We start from the raw sequence: 23,544 nt of genomic DNA on the forward strand, positions 1-23,544 counted from the left end.
GCTCGCTGGCTGGCATCATGCGCCTTGCCCAGCCAAATGTGGATTTCGCGGCAACCGACGCGCCGCTGTCGCCGGAAGAGGTCACGCAGCGCGGGTGGACGCAGTTTCCTATCGTCATGGGCGGCATCGTGATCGTTGCCAATATAGATGGTGTCGCCGCCGGCGAGTTGCGCTTGTCTGGCGAGGCCGTTGCCGACATCTACCTCGGCAAGATCACGAAATGGTCCGACCCTGCCATCGTGGAGCTCAATCCGGACCTGAACCTGCCCGACGCCGAGATCGTGGTGCTTCATCGCGCCGACGGGTCCGGTTCGACCTTCACCTTTGCGAGTTTCCTGGCCAAATCCAGCTCGGAATGGAAAGAAAAGCTTGGCGCCGACACGCTGATCGCCTGGCCGCTCGGTCGCGCCGAGAAGGGCACCGGCGGATTGGCAGCGGCTGCCGCAACAACGAAGAACTCCATCGCCTATCTGGAATATGGCCAGGTGGTGCGCGCCGGTCTGCCTTTTGTGTCCCTGCGCAACGAGGCGGGTGAATTTGTCCGGCCCGAGCCCGCGGCTTTCCAGGCCGGGCTCGGTGCGGTCGACTGGGATCCCGGCAAGCATTTCCACGCCGACACGACCAGCCTCCCCGGCGCCGGGGCCTATCCGATGGCCGCCGTCACCTATGCCATCGTGCCTCGCGACCGGAGCGGGGTGCGTATCGGCCGGGTACTTGACCTGTTTCGCATCGCCTATGGCCAGGGTTCGGACAAAGCGTCTGCGCTCGGCTACATCCCGATCCCGCCGGAACTCGCCGGCAGGATCGAAGACTACTGGGCCGTACAGTTCGACCCGGCGCAGAACTGAAATCCTTAGCAAGCGAGCAGCGCAATGCAGATTGATATTTTCAAGGACATTCTCGTCCCCGTCATCGGCGGCCTCGGCATCTTCATGCTGGGCCTCGAATTCATGGCTAACGGAATTCAGGCGCTGTCGGTTAACAAGATGCGTGAGTTCCTCGCCAAGGCGGCGGGCACCCCCATCAAGGGTGTTCTGGCTGGCACACTCATCACCGGCGTGATTCAGTCCTCCACTGCGATGACCGTCATGGTCGTCGGCCTCGTCAATGCCGGCGTGGTGGCGCTCAGACCGGCGATCAGCGTGATCATGGGTGCCAATATTGGCACCACGCTCGGCAACGGTCTGATCGCCCTGCCGCTCGGGCCGCTCGGGTTGATCTTCGCAGGCGCCTTCGCGCTGGTTTACTGCTTCTCGCACAGCGAGCGCACCCGCAACATCGCGCTCGCCTGCATGGGCTTCGCGCTGATCTTCTACGGCCTCAATCTCATGACGGGCGGCCTGAAGCCTTTGCGCAACATGCCGGAAGTGATGGAGTTGCTCCAGACGCTCAAGGCCGACTCCTACTTCAATCTCTTGAAATGCGTCCTGATCGCCGCCGGTGTGACCGCGATGATCCACTCGTCATCCGCTACTATCGGTATCGTCATGGGGCTGGGTGCAGCGGGCGTGGTCGACTGGACCACCGCAGTGGCCTTCTCGCTGGGCGCTGATCTCGGCACGACCATCACCTCCTGGCTGGCCTCGCTCAACCTGTCGAGGAACGCCAAGCGCGCAGCCTATGCCCATATCTCCTTCAACATCATCGGCGTGTGTATCACCGTGCCGCTGTTCTTCGTCTCGATCGGGATATTGAGATGGGCAATGCATGCCTTCGGCCTGGGGGATCCGGGCACTCCAGTGATGATCGATGGCAAGGAGACTTTTCCGCTGGTGCCGGTAGCCGTTGGCCTCTACTCGACGGTGTTCAATATCTTCAACACGGCGCTGCTCTTCCCCTTCGTGGGCGTGTTCGAGCGGGTGCTTTCGCGCATCGGTCATACGGCTGCGGAGGACGTCGAGGACTATTCGCTGCCAAAGTTCCTCGATCGCCAGATTGCTGACGACTTCGCCAAGGCCGTTCCCGCTGTCCAGCAGGAGACCGCGCGCCATCTGCAGGCCGGGGCGATGTTCCTCAACATCGCCCGCGGCGACAAGAAGGCCCCGTCCGATCCAGGCGAGCATTATCTTGCAACCGATATCCTCAGCCGTGATATCCGCTCCTATACGGCGAATCTGATGAAGGAAGACCTGCCCTACGAACAGCTCGACCTCATCGCCAGTCTCATCGAGGAGGCCGACTTCACGGCCGCTCTCACGGAATCGATGCATCAGGTGGCGCGCCGTGTGAAACGCGAGAAGTTCAGCGATCAGGCACAGGCGATCGTCGATACCGCTCTGAACAGGCTTGATGCCGCGCTCCGGTCCATCCTCCCCGACCAAGGCGTCCCGGACCCGCAGATGCCGGCCGGTCACGTCACCTTCCCCGAGGTTGAGGAGTTGCGCGCAAGGACGCTGGCGCTCGGTCCCAATGCCGGCGCGGGAGAAAGGGGCACTATACTTGCCCTGCTTGGCTCGATCGAGCGCGCGGAGCTGCTGATCCAGCGCATCGACGCCGAGCGCAAATCGGTCAACCGGCAGAGCGTGGTGGCGCGGGCGGCAGCCCGCAGGGGAAGCCAGGAGCGGCCGATGGATGAAGGCGGCCTGAGCCCCGTCCCGGCGGAGTAAACGTCAGGGCGCAATATAGCCACCTGAACGGCTATATTGCGCTTCGGTTGCGAACGGGCTAGTGGGCGGTAACAAATTCGGAGAGGCGCAATGAGCGTTGGTCTTATCGCCCTTCTTGACGATGTCGCCGCACTCGCCAAGGCCGCCGCCGCCTCGCTCGATGATGTCGCCTCCCAGGCGGCGCAGGCCAGCACGAAGGCCGCCGGTGTTGTCATAGACGACGCGGCTGTCACGCCACGCTACGTGACCGGTTTCTCCCCCTCGCGCGAATTGCCGATCATCTGGAAGATTGCACTCGGCTCGCTGCGCAACAAATTGCTTTTCCTGCTTCCGGCAGCGCTCGTCCTGAGTCTACTTTTGCCGGAGGCGATCATGCCGCTGCTCATGCTCGGGGGCCTCTATCTCTGCTACGAGGGCACGGAAAAGATTTATGAACTCGTCTTTCCGCACGCCGCCCACGCGCACCAGGCCGAAGTCGAACCGGCTACCATCGATGCAAAGACCTTTGAGGATCAGAAAGTCGCAGGCGCCATCAGGACCGATTTCATTCTCTCGGCTGAGATCATGACCATTACGCTGGGTTCTGTATCCAATGCCGGCCTGCCGATGCAGGCGATGGTCCTGGCCCTGGTCGGAAGCCTTATCACCGTCGGGGTCTACGGCGTGGTGGCCCTGATTGTGAAGGCTGATGATGTCGGGTTGATGCTTGCCCGCGTGTCTTCGCCATCGCTGGCGGGCGCATTGTCCCGCCTGATCGGCCGGGGACTGGTCCAAGGCATGCCCTATTTCCTGAAGCTCCTCGGGGGGATCGGGACGGCCGCCATGATCTGGGTGGGCGGTGGTATCATCCTGCACGGCTTTGAAAGCTACGGCCTTGGCTGGCCTAGCCATTTCCTCCACGATGCCGGCGACGCGACCATGCAGGCGCTTCCCGCCATAGGAGTCCTGGCATCCTGGCTGGTACAGGCGTTGGGCGCTGGCCTTGCCGGCATTGCCTTCGGGGCGGTCGCCATCTCAGCGATGAGCTACTGCGTTTCGCCCCTCTGGCGGCAATTCAAGACACGTTTCCGTCAATTCCGAACAGCTTCCGAATGACCGGTTAGCAAGCGCAAGCGCGCGCACGCAACTGCCCGCGAGCGTCGGCGAAGCCATATTTGGATCCATGGGTCAGAGTATATGTCATGCAACACAGAATCGGGGAAAATAACAATTTCCCGTCCCGCGCGACCGCCTGATTGAAACTGCTCAAGAAAATACTGCCGGCAGGGAAGATAAAGAGATCGCCGGATTCGCGATTGTTGCTGATTTCCGAGAAAAGACAGTTTTGTCCTGAATTCTTGCACGACGAAATAAAAATTCACATCAGGATTTGTTTCGTCGGGAAAGCCGAATTGAAGCTCTGAAGGCTGTTGCCGCCTTCAATGTGCCACTCCGGTATCCATCTTCGACTTATGCCGCCGATGTTTTCAGCCCGAGTCGGGCAGAAGCATCCATGACGGATCGTTCGCGGCAGCGCAAACGAAGTTGAAGGAAGGACAAGAGACGTGATTTTCCAGAACCATACGAAGCAGCTTCTCATGGCTGCCGGTATTGCTGCGGCCGCTCTCTTTGCTACCCAGGCCGGGGCCCAGGATCAGGCCGCGCCAGCGCAGGAAACGCAGCCGTCGGTGCAGCCCCCGACAACGCAGGCCCCTGCGGTGACGCAATCGGAGTTCAGCGAGGAGAAGCTGCAATCCTTCGCCGTGGCATTCCTGGAGGTCGACAAGATCACCAAGGAATACATGCCCAAGATGCAGCAGGCTTCCTCGGAAGAGGAGCAGAAGCAGGTCCGTGACGAAGCCGGTGCCAAGATGGTCGAAGCGGTCGAGGGCTCCGACGGCATCACGGTGGAGGAATACAACAAGATCATCGAATCCGCCCAGGCCGATCCGGACCTGGCGCAGAAGATCAGCGGCTATATCCAGCAAAGCGCTGGTGGACAGACCGCGCCGGCGGAATCCGCCGAACCTGAAACGGCACAGTAAGGCCGCAGTTATAGTAAGTAAGCTGCAAGGCGATCCGCGGCGGCTGGCATGTTCCAGCCGCCGCTTTCTTGCTTGAAACGGCACAAGGCATCGGTCGGCAAGCTAAGCCGCGATCAACTCCCTGATCCCGTCGGCCACGAATTGCACGGCGAGCGCCGCCAGGATCACGCCGAGCAGGCGGGTCAGGATGGAGCGTCCCGTTTCGCCCAGGAAGCGATCGATGCGCTCCGCCAGCACGAAGACGGCATAGGTAACCAGGATACAGGCAAGGATGATCGCGACCAGCGCGATCTTGGCCAATATGCTGTCGAAAGCTCCCGAAGTCAGGACGGTTGCCGAAATCGCGCCCGGCCCGGCAATCAGCGGTATCGCCAGCGGGAAGGCGGCGATATTGTGGATCATGTCTTTCGTGATAGCCCTTACGGCGCTCTTTTCGTGCCGTTCCTGCCGGCGCTCGAAGATCATCTCGAAAGCGATGTAGAACAGCAGCATTCCGCCGGCCACGCGGAAGGCGGGCAGGGTGATGCCAAAGACCGACAGGATCGCGCTGCCGGCAACGGCGAACAGCGCCAGGACGCCAAAACCGATTATGCTGGCCCGCACGGCGACCTGATTGCGCTCGGAACGGTTCATTCCGCCCGTGAGGGCGAGGAACAAAGGCGCCAGTCCGGGCGGATCGATCGTTACCAGGATGGTGACGAAGGCATTGAGAAAGGCATCAAAACCGGGCATCAGATCCCCCTTCGGCAGCATCATTAGCATGCGATGCGCCCAGCCTGACACCCTCGGAGAGCGGGATTTTCATCCCAGAAGGGTGCCGGCGGAATGCCTGCGGCGATAAATCTCGCATTCGCTTGGCCGCCTTATCTATATCCTTTTGAAATCATTTGGAAAATCACTGATGGAAAAGTATTTTCAAGGTTGGAGAATTAAGTGCGCTTCCTATATAAGAAGACAGTGATTCCCAATCAGAACGTGAAGCGAATTGACTGACCAGACCACGCCGCGCGGGCCGGGCGAGCCCGACGACATCGAGCCGATTTCCATCATAGAGGAGATGCAGCGCTCTTACCTCGACTACGCCATGAGCGTGATCGTGAGCCGGGCGCTGCCCGATGTGCGTGATGGCCTCAAGCCCGTGCATCGGCGTATCCTCTACGCCTCGCATGAGAGCGGCTATCACTGGAACCGCAAATATGTGAAATCCGCTCGGCCCGTCGCCGACGTGATGGGTAAATATCACCCTCACGGCGACGCCTCCATCTATGACGCGCTGGTGCGCATGGCGCAGGACTGGTCCATGCGCGTGCCGCTGATCGACGGGCAGGGCAATTTCGGCTCGATCGACGGCGACCCGCCGGCGGCCATGCGTTACACCGAATCACGCCTGACCAAGGTCGCCCACGAACTTCTGGAGGATATCGACAAGGAGACCGTCGACTTCCAGGATACCTACGATTCTTCGGCCCAGGAGCCGAAGGTCCTGCCGGCGCGCTATCCCAATCTTCTGGTCAACGGCTCCGGCGGTATCGCCGTCGGCATGGCGACCAATATCCCGCCGCATAATCTCACCGAAGTCGTCAACGGCTGTATTGCGCTGATCGATAATCCGGCTATCGACCTTGCCGAGCTGCTGACCATCATTCCGGGGCCGGATTTCCCGACCGGCGGCATCATTCTCGGCCGCGCGGGCATCCATAGCGCCTATGCAACGGGACGCGGCTCCATCATCATGCGTGGCCGCGTGGAGATCGAGCAGATCCGAGCTGATCGCGAGGCGATTGTCGTCACCGAGGTCCCGTATCAGGTGAACAAGGCGACGATGATCGAGAAGATGGCCGAGCTGGTGCGCGAAAAGCGCATCGAGGGCATTTCCGACATCCGCGACGAGAGCGATCGCCAGGGCTATCGTGTCGTCATCGAACTGAAGCGCGATGCCGTGGCCGATGTGGTCCTGAACCAGCTCTATCGATTCACGCCCCTGCAGACCTCTTTCGGCGCCAATATGGTGGCGCTGAACGGTGGCAAGCCGGAAGTGCTGACGCTGCTCGACATGCTGCGGGCTTTCGTCAGCTTCCGCGAGGAGGTCGTCAGCCGCCGTACCAAATATCTCCTGCGCAAGGCCCGCGACCGCGCGCATGTGCTGGTCGGACTGGCGATTGCCGTGGCCAATATCGATGAAGTCATAGCCCTGATCCGCCATGCTCCCGATCCGCAGACCGCACGCGACCAGTTGATGGAGCGCCGCTGGCCGGCGGCGGATGTCGAGGCTCTCATCCGGCTGATCGACGATCCGCGCCACCGGATCAACGAGGATGGCACCTACAATCTCTCCGAGGAGCAGGCGAGGGCGATCCTCGAACTGCGCCTGCAGCGGCTGACCGCGCTCGGCCGTGACGAGATCGCCGACGAGCTGAACAAGATCGGCGCCGAGATCAGCGATTTCCTCGATATCCTCTCTTCCCGCGCGCGCATCCAGCAGATCGTCAAGGACGAGCTGACGGCCGTACGGGATGAATTCGGCACGCCGCGGCGCACCGAGATCGCCGAAGGCGGCGCCGACATGGATGACGAGGATCTCATCCAGCGCGAGGACATGGTCGTCACCGTGTCGCACGAGGGCTATATCAAGCGTGTGCCGCTTTCGCTCTACCGGGCGCAGCGGCGCGGCGGCAAGGGCCGATCGGGCATGTCCACCAAGGACGAGGATTTCGTCACCCGGCTCTTCGTCGCCAACACGCATACGCCGATCCTGTTTTTCTCCTCGCGCGGCATCGTCTACAAGGAGAAGGTCTGGCGCCTGCCCGTGGGCTCGCCGCAGTCGCGCGGGAAATTCCTGCGCAACATGCTGCCATTGCAGCAAGGCGAACGCATCACCACCATCATGCCGCTTCCCGAGGATGAGGATAGCTGGGGCGAGCTCGACGTGATGTTCGCCACCACGCGCGGCACGGTTCGCCGCAACAAGCTGTCGGATTTCGTTCAGGTGAACCGCAACGGCAAGATCGCCATGAAGCTGGACGAGGGCGACGAGATCCTCGGCGTCTTTACCTGCAGCGAGAGCGACGACGTGCTTCTGACAGCCGCCTCGGGCCAGTGCATCCGCTTCCCCGTCACCGATGTGCGCGTCTTTGCCGGCCGCAACTCGGTCGGCGTGCGCGGCATCAATCTCGCCGAAGGCGACCGGGTCATTTCGATGGCGATCCTGGGCCATGTCGACGCCACGCCGGCCGAACGCGCCGCTTATCTGAAGCAGGCAGCCGCCGAGCGCCGGCTGACCAATGGCGACGAGGAAGAGATCGCGCTGACCAACGAGGATGTCGGCGAGGAGACCACCCTTTCGCCCGAGCGTTATGAAGAGCTGAAGGCGGCTGAGCAGTTCGTACTGACCGTAAGCGAGTACGGCTATGGCAAGCGCTCGTCGTCCTATGATTTCCGCATCATCGGGCGGGGCGGCAAGGGCATCCGCGCCACGGACGTCTCCAAGGCGGACGAGATTGGACGCCTCGTCGCCGCTTTCCCGGTCGCGCATGAGGATCAGGTCATGCTGGTGACCAATGGCGGCCAGGTGATCCGCGTGCCTGTCGCAGGTATCCGCATAGCCAGCCGCGCCACCAAGGGCGTCATGATATTCCGCACGGGAGAAGGCGAGAAAGTCGTCTCCGTGGAGGGAATTTCAGAGCCGCAGGGCGAGGAAGATGTGGAAGGCGCGCCGGACTCGGCGGGTGAAGAGGCTGCTGGTGAAGGGAACGGAGCAGGCGAGACTGGAGTTTGACGCGGATACTTCTCCGTCCTGCCTGTCCGTAACTGAACTGACTAGTGGTGACGGAAGCCGCGATGCGTTCTGGTGCGGTTTTCCAGTTTTACGCGCTCGGCTTCCTCATAAAGGCCAAAAACGGTCGCGATGAGCATTGCCAAGGTCATTGCGGCAGCAAGTGTGAAAATCAGCATTGCTTTATCTCCTTGCACCAGTAACGGGCAACGCCGGGAAAGGTTTCACAAGAGATCCGGGCCGGCGGTGTCTTCTTGATTTGCATATGGGTGTGGAACGCCGCCTGAACCAGATGTTCACACAGTGTTCACACTAATTTTCCTGCTTGCGAGGCATTGCTAAGGGGTCTCGATCAAGGTTCCTGGAGGGAATTCCGTGCCGAATACTGCCGATCGGCCCGTCCTGGTCTTCGATTCCGGTATCGGCGGACTGAGCGTGCTGCGCGAGGCGCGGGTGCTGATGCCGGATCGGCGCTTTGTCTATGTGGCGGATGATGCGGCCTTCCCCTACGGCGCATGGGAAGAGCCGGCGCTGCGCGAGCATATCCTCAAGCAGTTCGGCATCCTGCTCGACCGTTTCCGGCCAGAAATTTCGGTCATTGCATGCAATACGGCTTCGACCCTGGTCATCGATGCGTTGCGGCAGGTTTTCCCTGGCCACCCTTTCGTCGGTACCGTGCCGGCGATCAAGCCGGCGGCCGAGCGCACCCGTTCCGGTCTGGTCTCCGTGCTCGCAACTCCGGGAACGGTGAAGCGGCAATATACACGTGATCTCATCCGCCAATGGGCGTCGAAATGCCATGTCCGCCTGGTCGGCAGCGACAGGCTCGCAACTCTTGCGGAGACTTATATGCGCGACGGTTTTGTCGACGAGGAAGCTGTCCGTGCCGAGATCGCCCCCTGTTTCATCGAGCAGGAAGGCAGGCGGACGGATATCGTGGTGCTTGCCTGCACGCATTATCCTTTCCTGGTCAACCGCATGCGCAAGACCGCGCCCTGGCCAGTGGACTGGATCGATACCGGCGAAGCGATCGCGCGGCGCGCGCTGTCGCTGCTTGGACCAGCCGAGGCACGACGTCCGACCGCCTATCCGGAAGCGCCGGATCTTGCCGTATTCACTTCGGTTGCTCCGGCTGCTTCCGTTGCCAGGCTGGTCAGAGGCTTCGGCTTGGCGATCTGCGATCAGGCTGTTTGAGGGCTCCGCAACCGGAATGTCGATAGAAGCCGACCCCTCTCGGGAACGCTTATGCGGCCATGGAAGAGCGCACGCGCCCGATCATCAGGGCGGCTTTGGCAGCTTCCCGCCCTTTTTCCACGAAATGCGCGCGGTAAATCTTCTTGTGGTGTTCGGTCTCCTGATACTGATGCGGCGTCAGTGATACGGACAGGACCGGCACGCCCGTATCCATTCCGGCACGCATCAGCCCATTGATAACGGCCTGAGCGACGAATTCATGGCGATAGATTCCGCCATCCACGACAAATGCCGCAGCTACGACTGCTGCATACCGGCCGGTGGCGGCAAGATCGCGTGAGAGCAGCGGCATCTCGAAGGCTCCGGGAACATCGAACACATCGACCTGTTCGACCGGCACAAGTTCGAGGAAACCTTCAAGCGCCCGATCCACAATATCGGCGTGCCAGTTGGCTTTGATGAAGGCATAGCGGGTGGGTGTCATCGGGGATCTCCTTTGGCAAACAGACACGTCACCCAAGGCGATCACGAACGATCCTGATGCCCAGTCGGCATCGGAAACGCGCGTTCTCTTTCATCCGGACTATAACCGTCGGCTCAGGCATCGCACCTGATCTGCTGTCCCTTCCGAAGAAGGCGCTCGCGGGCTCGCGGCTTTCGCCGCATACCGCCGGTGGGGACTTGCACCCCGCCCTGAGAACACCCCGGACAATATGTGGAATGGCTTGGGCGGGCAATATGGAAGATGAAACGCCGCTTCAAATCGCCCAATGTTGACAAACCGGCCGCAGCCCTCTAGAAGCGCGCCAGTCCCGTTCGCAAGCTGCGTTCGGGGCTTTTTGACGTGTCCCGTGGACAGGCCGCAAAGCGTGCGCGGCATGTCCTGTCAGGCTTCGAAAAAGGAGGCCAGAGGAGGGCGCGTTTCCTTCACCCGGCACATGAGGTTCCGGGCATTGCTTTTTGAAAGGGAATGCGATGAGCAAACGCCAGTCCGCAAAGTACAAACTCGATCGCCGTTTGGGCGAGAATATCTGGGGCCGTCCGAAATCCCCGGTCAACCGCCGCGAATATGGTCCCGGCCAGCATGGCCAGCGTCGCAAGGGCAAGCTGTCCGACTTCGGCCTGCAGCTTCGCGCCAAGCAGAAGCTCAAGGGCTATTACGGCGACATTTCGGAAAAGCAGTTCCGCAAGACCTATGAGGAGGCCAACCGCCGCAAGGGCGACACGCCGGAGAACCTCATCGGCCTCCTGGAATCACGCCTTGACGCGCTCGTATATCGCGCCAAGTTCGTGCCGACCATCTTCGCATCGCGCCAGTTCATCAATCACGGCCATGTCAAGGTGAATGGCCGCCGCGTGAACATTCCATCCTATCGCTGCAAGCCCGGCGACGTGATCGAGGTGCGCGAGAAGTCCAAGCAGCTTGCATTGGTTCTCGAGGCGACGCAGCTCGCCGAGCGCGACGTGCCGGATTATGTGGATGCCGACCACTCCAAGATGGTCGCGACCTATGTCCGTGTCCCGGGCCTGTCGGATGTGCCCTACGCCGTCCAGATGGAGCCGAATCTCGTCATCGAGTACTACTCCCGCTGATCCTTCGGCCGGAGCCGGAAGATTGGAAAGGCCGCGCTTTCGTGCGGCCTTTTCTTTTGGGCATGTGACCGGTCTTCCGCTATTCAGAACCGGAAGAGGAACGCCATGACTGTACATCAGACGCTCGAAACCCTCACCGAGGATGCGGACGCCAGGAGCCATCCGCTCTTTGCCGACGTGCCGGCCACGGTCGAGTTCAACAAGCTGCGAAAACGCCTTCTGCGCCAGGCGCGGCAGGCGATCGAGGATTTCTCCATGGTGAAGCCCGGGCAGCGCTGGCTCGTGGCGCTGTCGGGCGGCAAGGATTCCTATGGTCTTCTGGCGCTGCTGCTCGATCTCAAATGGCGCGGGCTCCTGCCGGTGGAACTGCTCGCCTGCAATCTCGATCAGGGCCAGCCGAATTTCCCGAAACATATCCTGCCGAACTATCTCGCCGGGCTCGGCGTGCCGTATCGCATCGAATATCAGGACACCTATTCGGTGGTGACGGACAAGATCCCCGAAGGGCGCACCTATTGCTCGCTGTGCTCGCGCCTGCGGCGCGGCCATCTCTACCGCATCGCGCGTGAGGAAGGCTGCGCGGCGCTGGTGCTCGGCCACCATCGGGAGGACATCCTCGAAACCTTCTTCATGAATCTCTTCCATGGCGGACGGCTCGCCGCCATGCCGCCCAAGCTCGTCAATGACGAGGGCGACGTGCTGGTATTGCGTCCGCTTGCCTATTGTGCCGAGGCCGATCTGGCGAAATTCGCCGAAGCCATGCGCTTCCCCATCATTCCTTGCGATCTCTGCGGCAGCCAGGACGGTTTGCAGCGCAACGCGATGAAGGCGATGCTCGACGACATCGAGCGGCGCATGCCTGGCCGCAAGGATACGATGATACGGGCGCTCACCAATGTGCGCCCGTCCCATCTGCTCGACCGCGGCCTGTTCGACTTCACCGCGCTCGGAGTCGACGCCGGCTGATCCTCACACCGGAGGATTGTGCACGGCAAACAGCTTGCCGCGCTCGGCTATCAGCACCATGACGAGGCCGAGCACCGAGACTATGCAAAAGCCGGCCGCAAGCGGCGTCACCGTGCCGTCGAAAGATTGGCCGATGATCGTGCCGATCACGCCGCCGCCAAATGTCTGCATGAAACCGAGCACCGAGGAAGCCGTGCCCGCGACATGGCCCAAGGGCTCCATGGCCAGTGCATTGAAGTTGGCGCCGATCCAGCCGAACTGGAACATGGCCAGCATGAAGAACAGCAGAAGCAGCGGGAAGGGCATACTGTCCATCACCAGCGAGGTGGCGAACCATGCCGCGTTCACTGCCAGGAAGCCCAGCAGGGCTCCGTGTGAAAGCCTGCGCATTCCGATACGCCCGACCAGCCGCGAGTTGAGGAAGGACGACACCGCCATCAGGCCGGCCACGCCGGCAAAGACGATCGGGAACCACGCGCCGAGATCATAGATGTCGACATAGATCTGCTGCGCCGAATTGATGAAGCCGAAAAGCGCGCCGAAGATGAAGGCGGTTCCGAATGCGTAGCACAGCGAAATGCGGTTGCTCATGACGGTCGAGAAAGCTTCGGCCACGGAAACCAAAGTGAAGGGGCGGCGGAATTCTGGTTTCAGCGTTTCCGGCAAGCGGATCGCCGCCCATATCGAGATGAGAAACGCCACCGCGCCCATGAAGATGAAGATCATGTGCCAGCCGGAGATCATCATGGCGACCTGACCGATGCTCGGCGCGATCACCGGAACGATCATGAAAACCATCATGACCAGCGACATGACCTCCGCCATCTGCCTGCCGCCATAAACGTCGCGGACGACCGAAACGGCCACGACCCGTGTTGCCGCGGCGCCTGCACCCTGCAGGAAGCGGAGCAGGAGGAGGATGGGAAAGCTCGTGGTTAACGCAGCCAACAGGGAAGCAGCCAGATAGACCGCAATGCCGACAAGAAGCGGTGCACGGCGCCCGAAGCGGTCCGAGATCGGCCCAAAGGGAAGTTGGGCCAGCCCGAACCCGACCACATAGGCAGTGATGATGTATTGGCGGTGGTTCTCATTCTCGACGCCGAGCGCGGCGCCCATCTGCTGCAGGCCCGGCAGCATGATGTCGATCGCCAGGGCGTTCAAGGCCATCAGGCCGGCGGCCAGGGCGATGAATTCGGCTCGTCCAATGGACAATGTCGAAGCGACTAAGCGCGGTTGGCTGGCCTTATCCATCGAACTCTCCGAAAAATGCGAACGAAAAAGATGCGCCGGCAGAACCGGCGCATCGCTTGAAAATGGGCTCCCTGGCTAGGGGAGAAGGACGTTATGTGTCGGCGTCAGGCGGCGCCTTTCGCGCTCACGCCCTTCTCGTCCAGGAAAGATTGCAATTCACCAGCCTGGAACATCTCACGGATGATGTCGCACCCGCCGACGAATTCTCCCTTCACATAGAGCTGGGGGATGGTCGGCCAGTTGGAATATTCCTTGATGCCCTGCCTGAGTTCGTCGGAGGTCAGGACATTGACGCCCTTGTAGTCAACGCCGAGATAGTCAAGAATCTGTACCACCTGGCCCGAGAAGCCGCATTGCGGGAAGCCGGGCGTGCCCTTCATGAAGAGCACGACATCGTTCGACTTCACCTCATTGTCGATAAAATCGCTGATACCGCTCATTGAACTTGCCCTTTCGCGACGGGATCGCCCATCGGTTCGAAACTCGAACCTTATCTATTGCACGAATCGGTTTGATGCAATGCAGCAGCCTTCGGCTGCCGACATCTCACCGATACTTGAAGAGGGGGAAAGGACCGCCGCTCAATCCGGTACGCTGGTCTGCAAGGCGAGGGCGTGGAGGACACCGCCCATATTTCCCTTCAGCGCGTCATAGACCATCTGATGCTGCTGAACGCGCGACTTGCCGCGAAAACTTTCCGCCACCACTTCGGCGGCATAGTGGTCCCCATCGCCGGCGAGATCACGGATCGTGACTTTTGCATCGGGAATAGCGGCCTTTATCATCCGCTCGATGTCATGCGCCTGCATCGCCATTCGAGTTACCCTATTTCGGCTCCCATATAGCCCGGAAACCATCCCTCATGCGCCGCTTTCATATCCTCGATTGATATGGCACGCGCCTGGCCGAGTTTCAATTCGCGGCCGCCGGTCCTGCCGATGATGCTTGCCGGAATCCCAAGCTTTTCCTGTTCCTCGAGCAAAGCCTTGCATTCGTCGCTGTCGGGATCGAGCGCGACCGTCACCACATAGCGTCCCTGGTCCTCGCCGAACAGCGCCCTGGTCACGTCCTCACCGGCCGGCAGATCGATCTTCGCACCGATGCCGGAAGCCATCGCCATCTCGGCCAGCGCGACCGCCAGGCCGCCATCGGAGCAGTCATGGACCGCGGTTGCCACGCCCTTGCGGATCAGGCCTCGAACGTAATCGCCAATCTTCCTCTCATGTACCAGATCCACCGGCGGCGGCGGACCGTCTGTCCGCCCGTGAATCTCGCGCATATAGACGGATTGCCCGAGATGGCTGCCAAGCGATTTTGGCGCACCGAGAATCAGGATCGTTTCTCCCTCGGCGGCGAAGCGGATGCGCGCCATGTGTGACCAGTCATCGATAAGACCGACGCCGCCGATGGTGGGGGTTGGAAGGATGGCCTGGCCATTGGTCTCGTTATAGAGCGAGACATTGCCGGACACGATCGGGAAATCGAGCGCCCGGCAGGCGTCACCGATGCCCTGAATGGCCTTGACGAACTGGCCCATGATCTCGGGCCGCTCCGGATTGCCGAAATTCAGGTTGTCGGTCACGGCGAGCGGCTCGGCGCCCGTGGCGGTCAGGTTGCGCCAGCATTCGGCCACCGCCTGCTTGCCGCCTTCGAACGGGTCGGCCTCGCAATAGCGGGGCGTCACGTCTGAAGAGAAGGCGAGCGCCTTGGCCGGATGGCCGTCGACCCGCACCACGCCGGCATCGCCGCCCGGTATCTGAAGTGAGTTGCCTTGGATCAGCGTGTCATACTGTTCCCAGACCCAGTGGCGGCTCGAAAGATCCGGCGAGGCGAGGAGAGCAAGCAGCGCATCCGCCGTGTCGGCTTCCGGCACATCGTCGTCCGCAAGCGGGGCAGGGGCCTTGGGCTCCACCCATGGCCGGTCGTATTCCGGGGCCTGGTCGCCCAGATCCTTGATAGGCAGGTTGGCGACCTCTTTGCCCTGGTGCAGGACGCGGAAGCGAAGATCGTCCGTCGTCCGGCCGACAATGGCGAAATCGAGCCCCCATTTGCGGAAGATGGCCTCCGCCTCGGCCTCCTTTTCGGGCCGCAGCACCATGAGCATGCGCTCCTGGCTCTCCGACAGCATCATCTCATAGGCGGTCATGCGCTCCTCGCGCACCGGCACCTTGTCGAGGTCGAGCTCGATGCCGAGATCGCCCTTGGCGCCCATTTCGACGGCCGAGCAGGTGAGGCCTGCCGCGCCCATATCCTGGATCGCGATCACCGCGCCGGAAGCCATAAGTTCGAGGCAGGCTTCCAGCAGGCATTTTTCGGTGAAGGGATCGCCGACCTGCACCGTCGGCCGTTTTTCCTCGATCTTTTCGTCGAATTCTGCCGAGGCCATGGTCGCGCCGCCGACGCCGTCGCGGCCCGTCTTCGCACCGAGATAGACGACGGGAAGGCCGACGCCTTCCGCCTTGGAGTAGAAGATCGCATCGGTCTTGGCGATGCCGGCGGCAAAGGCGTTGACGAGGCAGTTGCCGTTGTAGCGGGCATCGAAATTCACCTCTCCACCGACCGTCGGTACCCCGAAGGAATTGCCATAGCCGCCGATGCCGGCCACGACGCCAGCGACCAGATGGCGGGTTTTCGGATGATCAGGCTCGCCGAAACGCAGCGCGTTCATTGCCGCCACGGGGCGCGCGCCCATGGTGAACACATCCCTCAGGATGCCGCCGACGCCGGTCGCAGCCCCCTGATATGGCTCGATATAGGAGGGGTGGTTGTGGCTCTCCATCTTGAAGACCACGCAGTCGCCATCGCCTATATCGACCACGCCGGCATTCTCGCCCGGTCCCTGGATGATGCGCGGTCCCTTGGTCGGCAGCGTCCTCAGCCATTTCTTCGATGATTTGTAGGAGCAATGCTCGTTCCACATGGCCGAGAAAATGCCGAGCTCGGTGAAGGTGGGCTCGCGTTCGATCAGGTCGAGAATGCGCTGATATTCGTCCGGCTTGAGACCATGGGAGGCAACAAGCTCGGGCGTGATGGGAAAGTCGTTGCGGATATTCATGTGCTGCTTGCCGCTGCCGTGATTTTACCACTCCCGAGGGAGGTATGGAGAGCTGCTATGGTTCGAATTCTTCATGCCGCGCTTCCGCAGCCGCTGTCGCCGCTCGCCCAGCGCTTCACATCGGCGCTGATGCGGCGGCCATGCTTGCCATCCAGGAGCGGGCCGAAGGCATGGACCTCGCCGGCCGGTCCCTCGGCCTGCACGACGAGCAGCGGCCGTCCACCGAAATCGCCTTTCGGGACAAGCAGGAAGCGCGGACGCCCGGAGAAAGAGTTCAATTCGTTGGCGAAACTGTACTCCCGGAAAGCCGGGTCGCCGGAGGCGAACCAGCATCGATGCGCGGCCGTCGCCACCTGTTCCATGTTGCGCAGCGCCGCGCTCTTACCCGAAGAAGGGGCCGGCTTGCTTGGCGCCGATTGGCAGGCGGGAAGCATGATCGCCGCGCCAAGTGCCGCTGCGGTCGCAAGTGCCGCCCTCACGCGGCTTTCCCCACCAGGCCCTCGAACAGCGCACGTCCATCCGTTCCGCCATGGGCGGATTCGATCAGGTTTTCCGGATGCGGCATCAGTCCGAGAACGTTTCCGCCCTCGCTGACAATACCGGCAATATCGTTGATCGAGCCGTTGGGGTTGGTGCCTTCGGCATAGCGGAAGACCACCTGGCCTTCTCCCTCAAGGCGCGCAAGCGTCTCCGCATCGGCAAAATAATTGCCGTCATGGTGCGCGACGGGGCAGCGGATGATCTGGTTCGGGCTGTAGCCACGCGTGAAGGCGGTGTTGGCATTGGCGACTTCCAGCTTCACCTCGCGGCAGACGAATTTCAGCGAGGCGTTGCGCATCAGGGCGCCCGGCAGGAGGCCCGCCTCAAGCAGGATCTGGAAGCCGTTGCACACGCCCATGACGAGCGTTCCCCTGGCAGCCTTCTCCGCCACGGCCCGCATGACCGGCATGCGCGCGGCAATTGCGCCGCAGCGCAGATAGTCGCCATAGGAAAAGCCGCCCGGAATGACGATCAGGTCGACATCGGGGATTTCCGTGTCCGTCTGCCAGACGGTCAGCGGCGGCTTGCCGGAAATCTTCGTCAGCGCCGCGATCATGTCTCGGTCGCGATTCAGGCCGGGGAGGAGGACAACGGCTGATTTCATTTGTCTCTGTCGAATTTGGCTTGGGCTTCGGCCAGTTCACGCAGTTCCAGACGCCGTTCTATGCGATCAAAACGATCGTCATGGCGGGCGATGCTGGCATAGATATTCGAGATATCGGTCTGTATCGAGATCATATGACCGCGCATGGCACCATGGCTGTGGCGCAACTCATCTATTCCGGCGTCGATCTTATCCAGCCTGAAGTGGATCTTCTTCGACAGCTCGTACATCAATTCGTTCGTAACGTCGGCCACCGCAAGCTCCATACAACCTCAGGTTATGCTTACAGTGTAATCCTCAATCACCGTATTCGCCAGAAGCTTGTCGCACATGGCTTTCAATTCGGCTTCGGCCTTGCCCTTGTCTGCGCCTTCCAGCTCCAGGTCGAACACCTTGCCCTGGCGAACCGAGCCGACGCCGGAAAAGCCAAGGCTGGCAAGCGCGTGCTCGATCGCTTTTCCCTGCGGATCGAGAACGCCATTCTTCAGCGTAACGGTGACGCGGGCCTTGATCACGGCTGCAAATACTCCGAACGGTCAGTGACGGGTCTTGTTGTCCTTGGACGAAACCAGCACGGGACCCGAAGGCCGCGCCGGCTCGTTCTCGTTCATGATGCCGAGGCGGCGTGCCACTTCCTGATAGGCCTCGACGAGTCCTCCCATGTCGCGGCGGAAACGATCCTTGTCGAGCTTGTCCTTTGTGGCGACATCCCAGAGCCGGCAGGAATCCGGCGAAATCTCGTCGGCAACGACGATGCGCATCATGTCGCCTTCCCAGAGCCGTCCGCATTCCATCTTGAAATCGACAAGCTGGATGCCGACGCCCAGAAAAAGGCCGGAAAGGAAATCATTGACACGGATGGCGAGCGCCATGATGTCGTCGATTTCCTGCGGGTTCGCCCAGCCGAAGGCGGTGATATGCTCTTCCGATACCATCGGATCGTCCAGCGCATCGGCCTTGTAGTAGAATTCGATGATCGAGCGCGGCAGGATCGTGCCTTCCTCGATGCCGAGCCGCTTCGCCAGCGATCCGGCGGCAACATTGCGCACCACCACTTCGAGCGGGATGATCTCGACTTCCTTGATCAATTGCTCCCGCATATTGAGGCGGCGGATGAAATGCGTCGGAATTCCGATGCGGTTCAGGTGCTCGAAGATGAATTCCGAGATGCGATTGTTGAGGACGCCCTTGCCGTCCACAATCTCATGTTTCTTCTTGTTGAAGGCGGTTGCATCGTCCTTGAAGAACTGGATCAGCGTGCCAGGCTCCGGTCCTTCGTAAAGGATCTTGGCCTTGCCTTCGTAGATACGGCGGCGACGATTCATTGTTTTCTCTGGTCTGGAGCGTCTGACGGTGCCGTCTCGGCATGACGCGGCAAAATCGAGGACGCGAGACAGGTTTCAAGGCGGTCTCTAGCGCAAACAGGCGCGCGGCTCAATTGCCATTTGCTCCCGTCAACCGGTTTCCTGTGCGACAAAGTCGATCCTCTCGCAGCCTTTGATTTCTGTCCGGGAAGTGCATATTCATCTATGTGTCGCCGAAGCCGGAGGAATGCAAATGACATCGATGAAGGATCGCGAGGAAGCTTTCGAGCGGATGTTCGTCCGCGACGAGGAACTGAAATTCAGGGCAATGTCCCGCCGAAACAAGCTGTTCGGCCTCTGGGCGGCCGAGAAACTCGGCAAAAGCGGGGACGAAGCCGAGGCCTATGCGCGCGAAGTCATGAATGCCGATTTCGAGGAAGCCGGCGATCACGACGTCTTCCGCAAGGTCCGCAAGGATTTCGACGCGGCGGGCGTTGCCCAATCGGATCATCAGATTCGCCGCACCATGGATGAGCTGCTGGCCCAGGCCGTCGAAGACATCCAGAAGAGCCAGCAGTAAAGTAGCCCCCGTACGGGCTCCTGTGCCGAAGTCTGCCCTTCGCCACATTCGCGAGCGAATTTTTTGACCCGGGATTCTGTTTCATGTCCTTAGCCGAGCGCCTGCGGGCGGGCGAAACGCTTTTTACCTCATGGTCAGCCATTCCGGACGCCATAACGGCCGAGATGCTGGCTGCGGCGGAATTCGACGCCGTGACGCTCGACATGCAGCATGGCGGGCACCACGAGGACAGCGTGCTGCGGTGCCTGTTCCCGATTCGCACCAAGGGCCGGCACGGCATTGTCAGAATTCCGGTCGGCCGCTTCGACATGGCGAGCCGGGCGCTGGATTTCGGCGCCGAAGCGGTCATCGCTCCCATGGTGAATTCTGTCGAGGATGCGCGTCTTTTCGCTGCCGCCATGAAATATCCGCCGGTCGGCCAGCGCTCCTGGGGGCCCAGTTTCGCTATGCCCCGCAAAGGTACCCTGGACCAGCAGGCATGGCTGGAATCGGCCAATCGCGACACGCTCGCTTTTGCCATGATCGAGACGCGCGCCGCATTGGAGGCGCTGGACGGAATCCTCGGCGTCCCTGGCATAGACGGCGTATTCGTCGGCCCTTCCGATTTTTCCATCGCATGGTCCGGCGGCCGCACCGTTAATCCCACCCTCGAGGACATGATGGCGGCCATCGCGACCATCGTCGAGCGAGCAACGAATGCCGGCAAGCTGGCGGCGATCTACGTGGTTGATCCGGGCCTTGTCGGCCGCTTTGCCGGCATGGGCTTCAACCTCTTCGCCGTCGGCAATGAGGCGCGATACATGGCGCTGGGGGCGAAAGCCCTGCTTGCCGACGCCCGCGCGTCAATGGAATAGGCGGGTCGCGCCTACAGCTTCGACAGGAATTTGGCGAAGGCCATGGAGCCTTCCGGCCATGGGCCGTAGCCCGATTCGGCGTTGATGTGTCCGGCATGGCCGGCGTCGAGAAAGAGTGAACCCCAGGCGGCGGCCGCATCCTCGGCGACCTCGAAGGCACAAAAATCGTCGTTGCGGCTCGCCACGGTCACCGAAGGAAAGGGCAAGGGATCGCGCGGATAGGGTCCGAAGGTCATCAGGTGTTTCGGCCGGATGTTGCCATTCGCGACATCGGGCGGGGCTACGAAGAAGGCGCCCGCGACCGGTTTGCGAAATTCGGGCAAGGCATGAATTGCCGTCGGCACACCGAGAGAATGAGCAACCAGCACCACCGGTTTCACGGCCTCGTTCACCGCCTCCGCCACTTTCGCGACCCAATCCTCGCGTACCGGCTTCGACCATTCCTCCTGTTCCACGCGGCGGGCGGTGGAAAGCCGGGCCTGCCACCGGCTTTGCCAATGGTCGGGACCGGAATTCGTATATCCCGGAATGATGAGGATGTCTGCGTCCTTGGCTTTCATGGTCCCGGATGTAACCATGCGCTTTTGGCTTCGCAACAGGCACTCTTTGCAGACATGCCGCGCGGCTATGTTTCGGTTTACTGAACAGCGTGTCTGCAATCAGCCATCTTGCCCGGCTCCTTCCTTTCCCGACCTAATGACAAAAAGGCGAAATCCGCCGAAAGGAGTCTGAATGAGTCCCTTGCCCTTTGCCGTGACGACGCCCGTCAGCGTTTCCAGGGTCGGATTGAAGGCGCGCGACGCCGACGCGCTTGCGCGCTACTACCGGGAGGTGATCGGTCTCACTGAGCTTTCCCGCACCGATGGCAACATCGTGCTTGGGACCGGCCAGCGCCCGCTTCTGGAAATCGAGGAGGACCGGAGCGCCGAGCCGGACAATCCGCGTGCTGCCGGCTTGTTCCACACGGCCTTTCTGTTGCCGGCCCGCGAGGATCTCGCGCGCTGGATCCGTCATGCGATCGAAAAGCGCATCAGGATAGACGGGGCATCGGATCATCTGGTCAGCGAGGCCCTTTATCTGACCGATCCGGAGGGCAACGGCATTGAGATCTATGCCGACCGTCCGCGCGAACAGTGGCCGATGAAGGGCTCCGAGGTCGAAATGGCGACCATTCCGCTCGATATCGAAGCTCTCCTCGGCACGATTTCGGAGGGAGATAGGTGGAAAGGCGCGCCGGATGGCAGCGTGGTCGGCCATGTTCATCTGCGTGTCGGCGATCCGAAAAAGGCCGAGGACTGGTGGAACGGCGAAATGGGCTTCGCCACCATGGCGCGCTATGGCGACGCGGCCGTATTCCTTTCTTCCGGCGGCTATCACCATCATATCGGCGCCAATTCCTGGCGCAGCGTCGGCGCGGGCAGACGCGATCCTCATCGCACGGGGCTGGCCTGGGTGGAACTGCAGGACAGGAATGCCACTGCGACGAAGCTGTTCGAGGATCCCTGGGGCACCGAAATCAGGCTTTCTCCGGTCACCGGATAAGTGGGCAAGATTGGGCTTCGCGCTACTCCGCCAAGGTCATTTCTTCTCGAGAAGTATCCCCTTCGGCATGTCGGCAGTTACACCTTCCGCGCTGCTCTCGTTAAAGTAACCATCGAGATACATGAACCCTGCGAACATGAGACAGGTCGCGACGACTCCCGCCATGAACCACCGCGCCCGATTGCCTTTATGCGTCGCGACCTCGCCCTCGGTCATTTCTGCTCTCCGTTACTGAACCAGCCGGAGCATAAACGCCGACGGGGAAGCCGGGTTCCCAAAGGTCAATATTGCGGATTCCCGATCCTTCAGGCGCGGCCAAACACCCGCTTGAAGATCGTTTCGACATGCTTGGTGTGATAGCCGAGGTCGAATTTCTTGCGGATGTCGTCTTCGGATAGAGCTGCCCGCACGTCCTTGTCCGCGAGGAGTTCCTGAAGAAAATCAGCGCCTTCTTCCCAGACCTTCATGGCGTTTCTCTGCACCAGCCGATAGGCGTCCTCGCGGCTGACACCTGCCTGGGTCAGTGCCAGCAGAACGCGCTGCGAATGCACCAGGCCGCGGAAGCGGTCGAGATTCTTCATCATGTTCTCGGGGTAGACCACCAGCTTCTCCACCACGCCCGTCAGCCGGGCGAGGGCGAAATCGAGAGTGACGGTCGCATCCGGTCCGATCATGCGCTCGACCGAGGAATGCGAGATGTCGCGTTCGTGCCATAGCGCGACATTCTCCATTGCCGGCTGGGCGAAGGCGCGGACCATGCGGGCGAGGCCGGTCAGGTTCTCGGTCAATACGGGGTTGCGCTTGTGCGGCATTGCCGACGAGCCCTTCTGGCCCGGCGAGAAGTATTCCTCCGCCTCCAGAACTTCCGTGCGCTGCAGATGGCGTATTTCGGTCGCGAGGCGCTCCACCGACGAGGCGATGACGGCGAGGGTGGCAAAGAACATGGCATGGCGGTCCCGCGGAATGACCTGCGTCGAGACTGGCTCGGGCTTCAGACCAAGCTTTTCGGCCACATGCTCTTCGACGCGCGGGTCGATATTGGCGAAAGTGCCGACCGCGCCGGAAATGGCGCAGGTGGCGACTTCGTCGCGCGCCCTGACCAGCCGTTCCCGGCAGCGGGAGAATTCCGCATAGGCATAGGCCAGCTTGACGCCGAAGGTCGTTGGCTCTGCATGGATGCCGTGGCTGCGGCCGATGGTCACCGTATCCTTGTGCTCGAATGCGCGTTTTTCCAGCGCCGCGAGCAGGGCGTCGAGATCGGCCAGCAATATGTCGCTGGCCCGCTTGAGCTGCACGCTCAGGCAGGTGTCCAGCACGTCCGACGAGGTCATGCCCTGATGCACGAAGCGGGCATCGGGGCCGACGATTTCGGCCAGATGTGTCAGGAAGGCGATGACGTCATGCTTCGTCTCGCGCTCGATCTCGTCGATTCGGGCGATGTCGAATTCGGCCTTGCCGCCTTTTTCCCAGATAGTCCTTGCGGCCTCGGCCGGGATGATGCCTAGCTCCGCCAGTGCGTCGCAGGCATGCGCCTCGATCTCGAACCAGATGCGGAACTTGGTCTCGGGCGACCAGATGGCGACCATTTCAGGTCGCGAATAGCGCGGAATCATGCTTTTGGCCCATATCGAAGAATTCTGTCGCCTGGCTCGTACCAGA

26 protein-coding genes and 1 riboswitch are annotated in these 23,544 nt (G+C 61.3%); of the genes, 11 read left to right on the forward strand and 15 right to left on the reverse strand.

Going from position 1 to position 23,544, the window contains the following annotated elements; genetic code table 11:
* The 4 genes from pstS to L598_RS05435 all read left to right on the forward strand — a co-directional run.
* Positions 1-848: phosphate ABC transporter substrate-binding protein PstS (pstS, locus tag L598_RS05420; protein WP_144860987.1), on the forward strand; the 848-nt coding region annotated here is incomplete at its 5' end.
* A gap of 24 nt (positions 849-872) precedes the next feature.
* Positions 873-2,606, forward strand: coding sequence for a Na/Pi symporter (locus L598_RS05425; protein ID WP_144860947.1), 1,734 nt, complete (start codon positions 873-875; stop codon positions 2,604-2,606).
* 90 nt (positions 2,607-2,696) lie between these two features.
* Positions 2,697-3,701, forward strand: coding sequence for a DUF808 domain-containing protein (locus tag L598_RS05430; protein WP_144860948.1), 1,005 nt, complete (start codon positions 2,697-2,699; stop codon positions 3,699-3,701).
* Between the two features lie 449 nt (positions 3,702-4,150).
* On the forward strand, positions 4,151-4,630 hold the full coding sequence (locus tag L598_RS05435) for a DUF4168 domain-containing protein (RefSeq protein ID WP_144860949.1): 480 nt from the start codon (positions 4,151-4,153) through the stop codon (positions 4,628-4,630).
* Between the two features lie 102 nt (positions 4,631-4,732).
* On the opposite strand, the gene L598_RS05440 is transcribed toward L598_RS05435, so the two are convergent.
* On the reverse strand, positions 4,733-5,362 hold the full coding sequence (locus tag L598_RS05440; RefSeq protein WP_144860950.1) for a MarC family protein: 630 nt from the start codon (positions 5,360-5,362) through the stop codon (positions 4,733-4,735).
* Between the two features lie 253 nt (positions 5,363-5,615).
* Here L598_RS05440 and gyrA point away from each other — a divergent pair, with 253 nt between their 5' ends.
* Positions 5,616-8,405, forward strand: coding sequence for a DNA gyrase subunit A (gene gyrA, locus L598_RS05445; RefSeq protein WP_144860951.1), 2,790 nt, complete (start codon positions 5,616-5,618; stop codon positions 8,403-8,405).
* 41 nt (positions 8,406-8,446) lie between these two features.
* Here the strand turns inward: gyrA and L598_RS21905 are convergent, their stop codons facing one another.
* On the reverse strand, positions 8,447-8,581 hold the full coding sequence (locus L598_RS21905) for a hypothetical protein (protein ID WP_281407365.1): 135 nt from the start codon (positions 8,579-8,581) through the stop codon (positions 8,447-8,449).
* 196 nt (positions 8,582-8,777) lie between these two features.
* Between L598_RS21905 and murI the strand changes: the two genes are divergently transcribed.
* Positions 8,778-9,596 carry a glutamate racemase gene (gene murI, locus L598_RS05450; protein WP_144860952.1) on the forward strand — a complete coding sequence of 273 codons (819 nt, stop codon included), beginning with the start codon at positions 8,778-8,780 and terminating at the stop codon, positions 9,594-9,596.
* Positions 9,597-9,645: 49 nt separating this feature from the next.
* Here the strand turns inward: murI and L598_RS05455 are convergent, their stop codons facing one another.
* Positions 9,646-10,080: a 6,7-dimethyl-8-ribityllumazine synthase gene (locus tag L598_RS05455; protein WP_144860953.1), complete on the reverse strand. Its 435-nt coding sequence runs from the start codon at positions 10,078-10,080 to the stop codon at positions 9,646-9,648.
* Between the two features lie 78 nt (positions 10,081-10,158).
* A riboswitch (FMN riboswitch) is annotated at positions 10,159-10,301 on the reverse strand.
* A gap of 270 nt (positions 10,302-10,571) precedes the next feature.
* Here L598_RS05455 and rpsD point away from each other — a divergent pair.
* On the forward strand, positions 10,572-11,189 hold the full coding sequence (gene rpsD / locus L598_RS05460; protein WP_144860954.1) for a 30S ribosomal protein S4: 618 nt from the start codon (positions 10,572-10,574) through the stop codon (positions 11,187-11,189).
* A 105-nt stretch (positions 11,190-11,294) separates the two neighbouring features.
* Positions 11,295-12,155: a tRNA 2-thiocytidine(32) synthetase TtcA gene (gene ttcA, locus L598_RS05465; RefSeq protein WP_144860955.1), complete on the forward strand. Its 861-nt coding sequence runs from the start codon at positions 11,295-11,297 to the stop codon at positions 12,153-12,155.
* A 3-nt stretch (positions 12,156-12,158) separates the two neighbouring features.
* On the opposite strand, the gene L598_RS05470 is transcribed toward ttcA, so the two are convergent.
* The 9 genes from L598_RS05470 to purC all read right to left on the reverse strand — a co-directional run bounded on the left by L598_RS05470 (position 12,159) and on the right by purC (position 18,930).
* Complete coding sequence (locus tag L598_RS05470; protein WP_186444942.1) at positions 12,159-13,361, reverse strand: multidrug effflux MFS transporter; 1,203 nt, start codon at positions 13,359-13,361, stop codon at positions 12,159-12,161.
* A gap of 149 nt (positions 13,362-13,510) precedes the next feature.
* Positions 13,511-13,846: a Grx4 family monothiol glutaredoxin gene (gene grxD / locus L598_RS05475; protein WP_144860957.1), complete on the reverse strand. Its 336-nt coding sequence runs from the start codon at positions 13,844-13,846 to the stop codon at positions 13,511-13,513.
* Positions 13,847-13,987: 141 nt separating this feature from the next.
* Complete coding sequence (locus L598_RS05480; RefSeq protein WP_144860958.1) at positions 13,988-14,221, reverse strand: BolA family transcriptional regulator; 234 nt, start codon at positions 14,219-14,221, stop codon at positions 13,988-13,990.
* A 5-nt stretch (positions 14,222-14,226) separates the two neighbouring features.
* Positions 14,227-16,461, reverse strand: a complete 2,235-nt coding sequence (gene purL, locus L598_RS05485; RefSeq protein ID WP_144860959.1) for a phosphoribosylformylglycinamidine synthase subunit PurL — start codon at positions 16,459-16,461, stop codon at positions 14,227-14,229.
* 71 nt (positions 16,462-16,532) lie between these two features.
* Complete coding sequence (locus tag L598_RS05490) at positions 16,533-16,895, reverse strand: hypothetical protein (RefSeq protein ID WP_144860988.1); 363 nt, start codon at positions 16,893-16,895, stop codon at positions 16,533-16,535.
* A gap of 41 nt (positions 16,896-16,936) precedes the next feature.
* Positions 16,937-17,605, reverse strand: a complete 669-nt coding sequence (gene purQ / locus L598_RS05495; protein ID WP_144860960.1) for a phosphoribosylformylglycinamidine synthase subunit PurQ — start codon at positions 17,603-17,605, stop codon at positions 16,937-16,939.
* On the reverse strand, positions 17,602-17,871 hold the full coding sequence (locus tag L598_RS05500; RefSeq protein WP_348642733.1) for a hypothetical protein: 270 nt from the start codon (positions 17,869-17,871) through the stop codon (positions 17,602-17,604). Before L598_RS05500 ends, purQ begins: the two co-directional genes overlap by 4 nt.
* A gap of 6 nt (positions 17,872-17,877) precedes the next feature.
* Positions 17,878-18,120 carry a phosphoribosylformylglycinamidine synthase subunit PurS gene (purS, locus tag L598_RS05505; protein WP_144860961.1) on the reverse strand — a complete coding sequence of 81 codons (243 nt, stop codon included), beginning with the start codon at positions 18,118-18,120 and terminating at the stop codon, positions 17,878-17,880.
* Positions 18,121-18,141: 21 nt separating this feature from the next.
* On the reverse strand, positions 18,142-18,930 hold the full coding sequence (purC, locus tag L598_RS05510; protein ID WP_144860962.1) for a phosphoribosylaminoimidazolesuccinocarboxamide synthase: 789 nt from the start codon (positions 18,928-18,930) through the stop codon (positions 18,142-18,144).
* A 232-nt stretch (positions 18,931-19,162) separates the two neighbouring features.
* Here purC and L598_RS05515 point away from each other — a divergent pair, with 232 nt between their 5' ends.
* Both L598_RS05515 and L598_RS05520 read left to right on the forward strand, forming a co-directional pair.
* A complete protein-coding gene (locus L598_RS05515; protein ID WP_144860963.1) occupies positions 19,163-19,489 on the forward strand; it encodes a DUF1476 domain-containing protein in 327 nt (108 codons plus the stop codon).
* A gap of 83 nt (positions 19,490-19,572) precedes the next feature.
* On the forward strand, positions 19,573-20,343 hold the full coding sequence (locus tag L598_RS05520) for an HpcH/HpaI aldolase/citrate lyase family protein (RefSeq protein ID WP_144860964.1): 771 nt from the start codon (positions 19,573-19,575) through the stop codon (positions 20,341-20,343).
* 11 nt (positions 20,344-20,354) lie between these two features.
* Here the strand turns inward: L598_RS05520 and L598_RS05525 are convergent, their stop codons facing one another.
* The gene (locus L598_RS05525; protein WP_144860965.1) at positions 20,355-20,903 is read right to left on the reverse strand and encodes an alpha/beta hydrolase; all 549 of its coding nucleotides are present in this window, start codon (positions 20,901-20,903) and stop codon (positions 20,355-20,357) included.
* 172 nt (positions 20,904-21,075) lie between these two features.
* Between L598_RS05525 and L598_RS05530 the strand changes: the two genes are divergently transcribed.
* Positions 21,076-21,885, forward strand: coding sequence for a VOC family protein (locus L598_RS05530; protein ID WP_144860966.1), 810 nt, complete (start codon positions 21,076-21,078; stop codon positions 21,883-21,885).
* 36 nt (positions 21,886-21,921) lie between these two features.
* Here the strand turns inward: L598_RS05530 and L598_RS05535 are convergent, their stop codons facing one another.
* Both L598_RS05535 and purB read right to left on the reverse strand, forming a co-directional pair.
* The gene (locus L598_RS05535) at positions 21,922-22,101 is read right to left on the reverse strand and encodes a hypothetical protein (protein ID WP_144860967.1); all 180 of its coding nucleotides are present in this window, start codon (positions 22,099-22,101) and stop codon (positions 21,922-21,924) included.
* Positions 22,102-22,190: 89 nt separating this feature from the next.
* Positions 22,191-23,498: an adenylosuccinate lyase gene (gene purB, locus L598_RS05540; RefSeq protein ID WP_144860968.1), complete on the reverse strand. Its 1,308-nt coding sequence runs from the start codon at positions 23,496-23,498 to the stop codon at positions 22,191-22,193.
* Between the last annotated feature and the right edge of the window lie 46 nt (positions 23,499-23,544).

Origin of the sequence: Mesorhizobium sp. J18 (assembly GCF_007829525.1) — a bacterium.
GTDB lineage: Bacteria > Pseudomonadota > Alphaproteobacteria > Rhizobiales > Rhizobiaceae > VLJP01.

What these genes read in the sequence shown, in the direction of transcription:
- L598_RS05515 (WP_144860963.1), top strand. Translation starts at nt 19,163, where the DNA reads ATGACATCGATGAAGGATCGCGAGGAAGCTTTCGAGCGGATGTTCGTC.
- L598_RS05455 (WP_144860953.1), bottom strand. Translation starts at nt 10,080, where the DNA reads ATGACACCCACCCGCTATGCCTTCATCAAAGCCAACTGGCACGCCGAT.
- L598_RS05520 (WP_144860964.1), top strand. Translation starts at nt 19,573, where the DNA reads ATGTCCTTAGCCGAGCGCCTGCGGGCGGGCGAAACGCTTTTTACCTCA.
- L598_RS05480 (WP_144860958.1), bottom strand. Translation starts at nt 14,221, where the DNA reads ATGGCGATGCAGGCGCATGACATCGAGCGGATGATAAAGGCCGCTATT.
- purC (WP_144860962.1), bottom strand. Translation starts at nt 18,930, where the DNA reads ATGAATCGTCGCCGCCGTATCTACGAAGGCAAGGCCAAGATCCTTTAC.
- L598_RS05440 (WP_144860950.1), bottom strand. Translation starts at nt 5,362, where the DNA reads ATGCCCGGTTTTGATGCCTTTCTCAATGCCTTCGTCACCATCCTGGTA.
- purQ (WP_144860960.1), bottom strand. Translation starts at nt 17,605, where the DNA reads ATGAAATCAGCCGTTGTCCTCCTCCCCGGCCTGAATCGCGACCGAGAC.
- L598_RS05490 (WP_144860988.1), bottom strand. Translation starts at nt 16,895, where the DNA reads ATGCTTCCCGCCTGCCAATCGGCGCCAAGCAAGCCGGCCCCTTCTTCG.
- L598_RS21905 (WP_281407365.1), bottom strand. Translation starts at nt 8,581, where the DNA reads ATGCTGATTTTCACACTTGCTGCCGCAATGACCTTGGCAATGCTCATC.
- L598_RS05535 (WP_144860967.1), bottom strand. Translation starts at nt 22,101, where the DNA reads ATGACCGAGGGCGAGGTCGCGACGCATAAAGGCAATCGGGCGCGGTGG.
- purL (WP_144860959.1), bottom strand. Translation starts at nt 16,461, where the DNA reads ATGAATATCCGCAACGACTTTCCCATCACGCCCGAGCTTGTTGCCTCC.
- grxD (WP_144860957.1), bottom strand. Translation starts at nt 13,846, where the DNA reads ATGAGCGGTATCAGCGATTTTATCGACAATGAGGTGAAGTCGAACGAT.
- L598_RS05530 (WP_144860966.1), top strand. Translation starts at nt 21,076, where the DNA reads ATGAGTCCCTTGCCCTTTGCCGTGACGACGCCCGTCAGCGTTTCCAGG.
- rpsD (WP_144860954.1), top strand. Translation starts at nt 10,572, where the DNA reads ATGAGCAAACGCCAGTCCGCAAAGTACAAACTCGATCGCCGTTTGGGC.
- purB (WP_144860968.1), bottom strand. Translation starts at nt 23,498, where the DNA reads ATGATTCCGCGCTATTCGCGACCTGAAATGGTCGCCATCTGGTCGCCC.
- L598_RS05500 (WP_348642733.1), bottom strand. Translation starts at nt 17,871, where the DNA reads ATGGAGCTTGCGGTGGCCGACGTTACGAACGAATTGATGTACGAGCTG.
- ttcA (WP_144860955.1), top strand. Translation starts at nt 11,295, where the DNA reads ATGACTGTACATCAGACGCTCGAAACCCTCACCGAGGATGCGGACGCC.
- L598_RS05430 (WP_144860948.1), top strand. Translation starts at nt 2,697, where the DNA reads ATGAGCGTTGGTCTTATCGCCCTTCTTGACGATGTCGCCGCACTCGCC.
- L598_RS05525 (WP_144860965.1), bottom strand. Translation starts at nt 20,903, where the DNA reads ATGAAAGCCAAGGACGCAGACATCCTCATCATTCCGGGATATACGAAT.
- L598_RS05425 (WP_144860947.1), top strand. Translation starts at nt 873, where the DNA reads ATGCAGATTGATATTTTCAAGGACATTCTCGTCCCCGTCATCGGCGGC.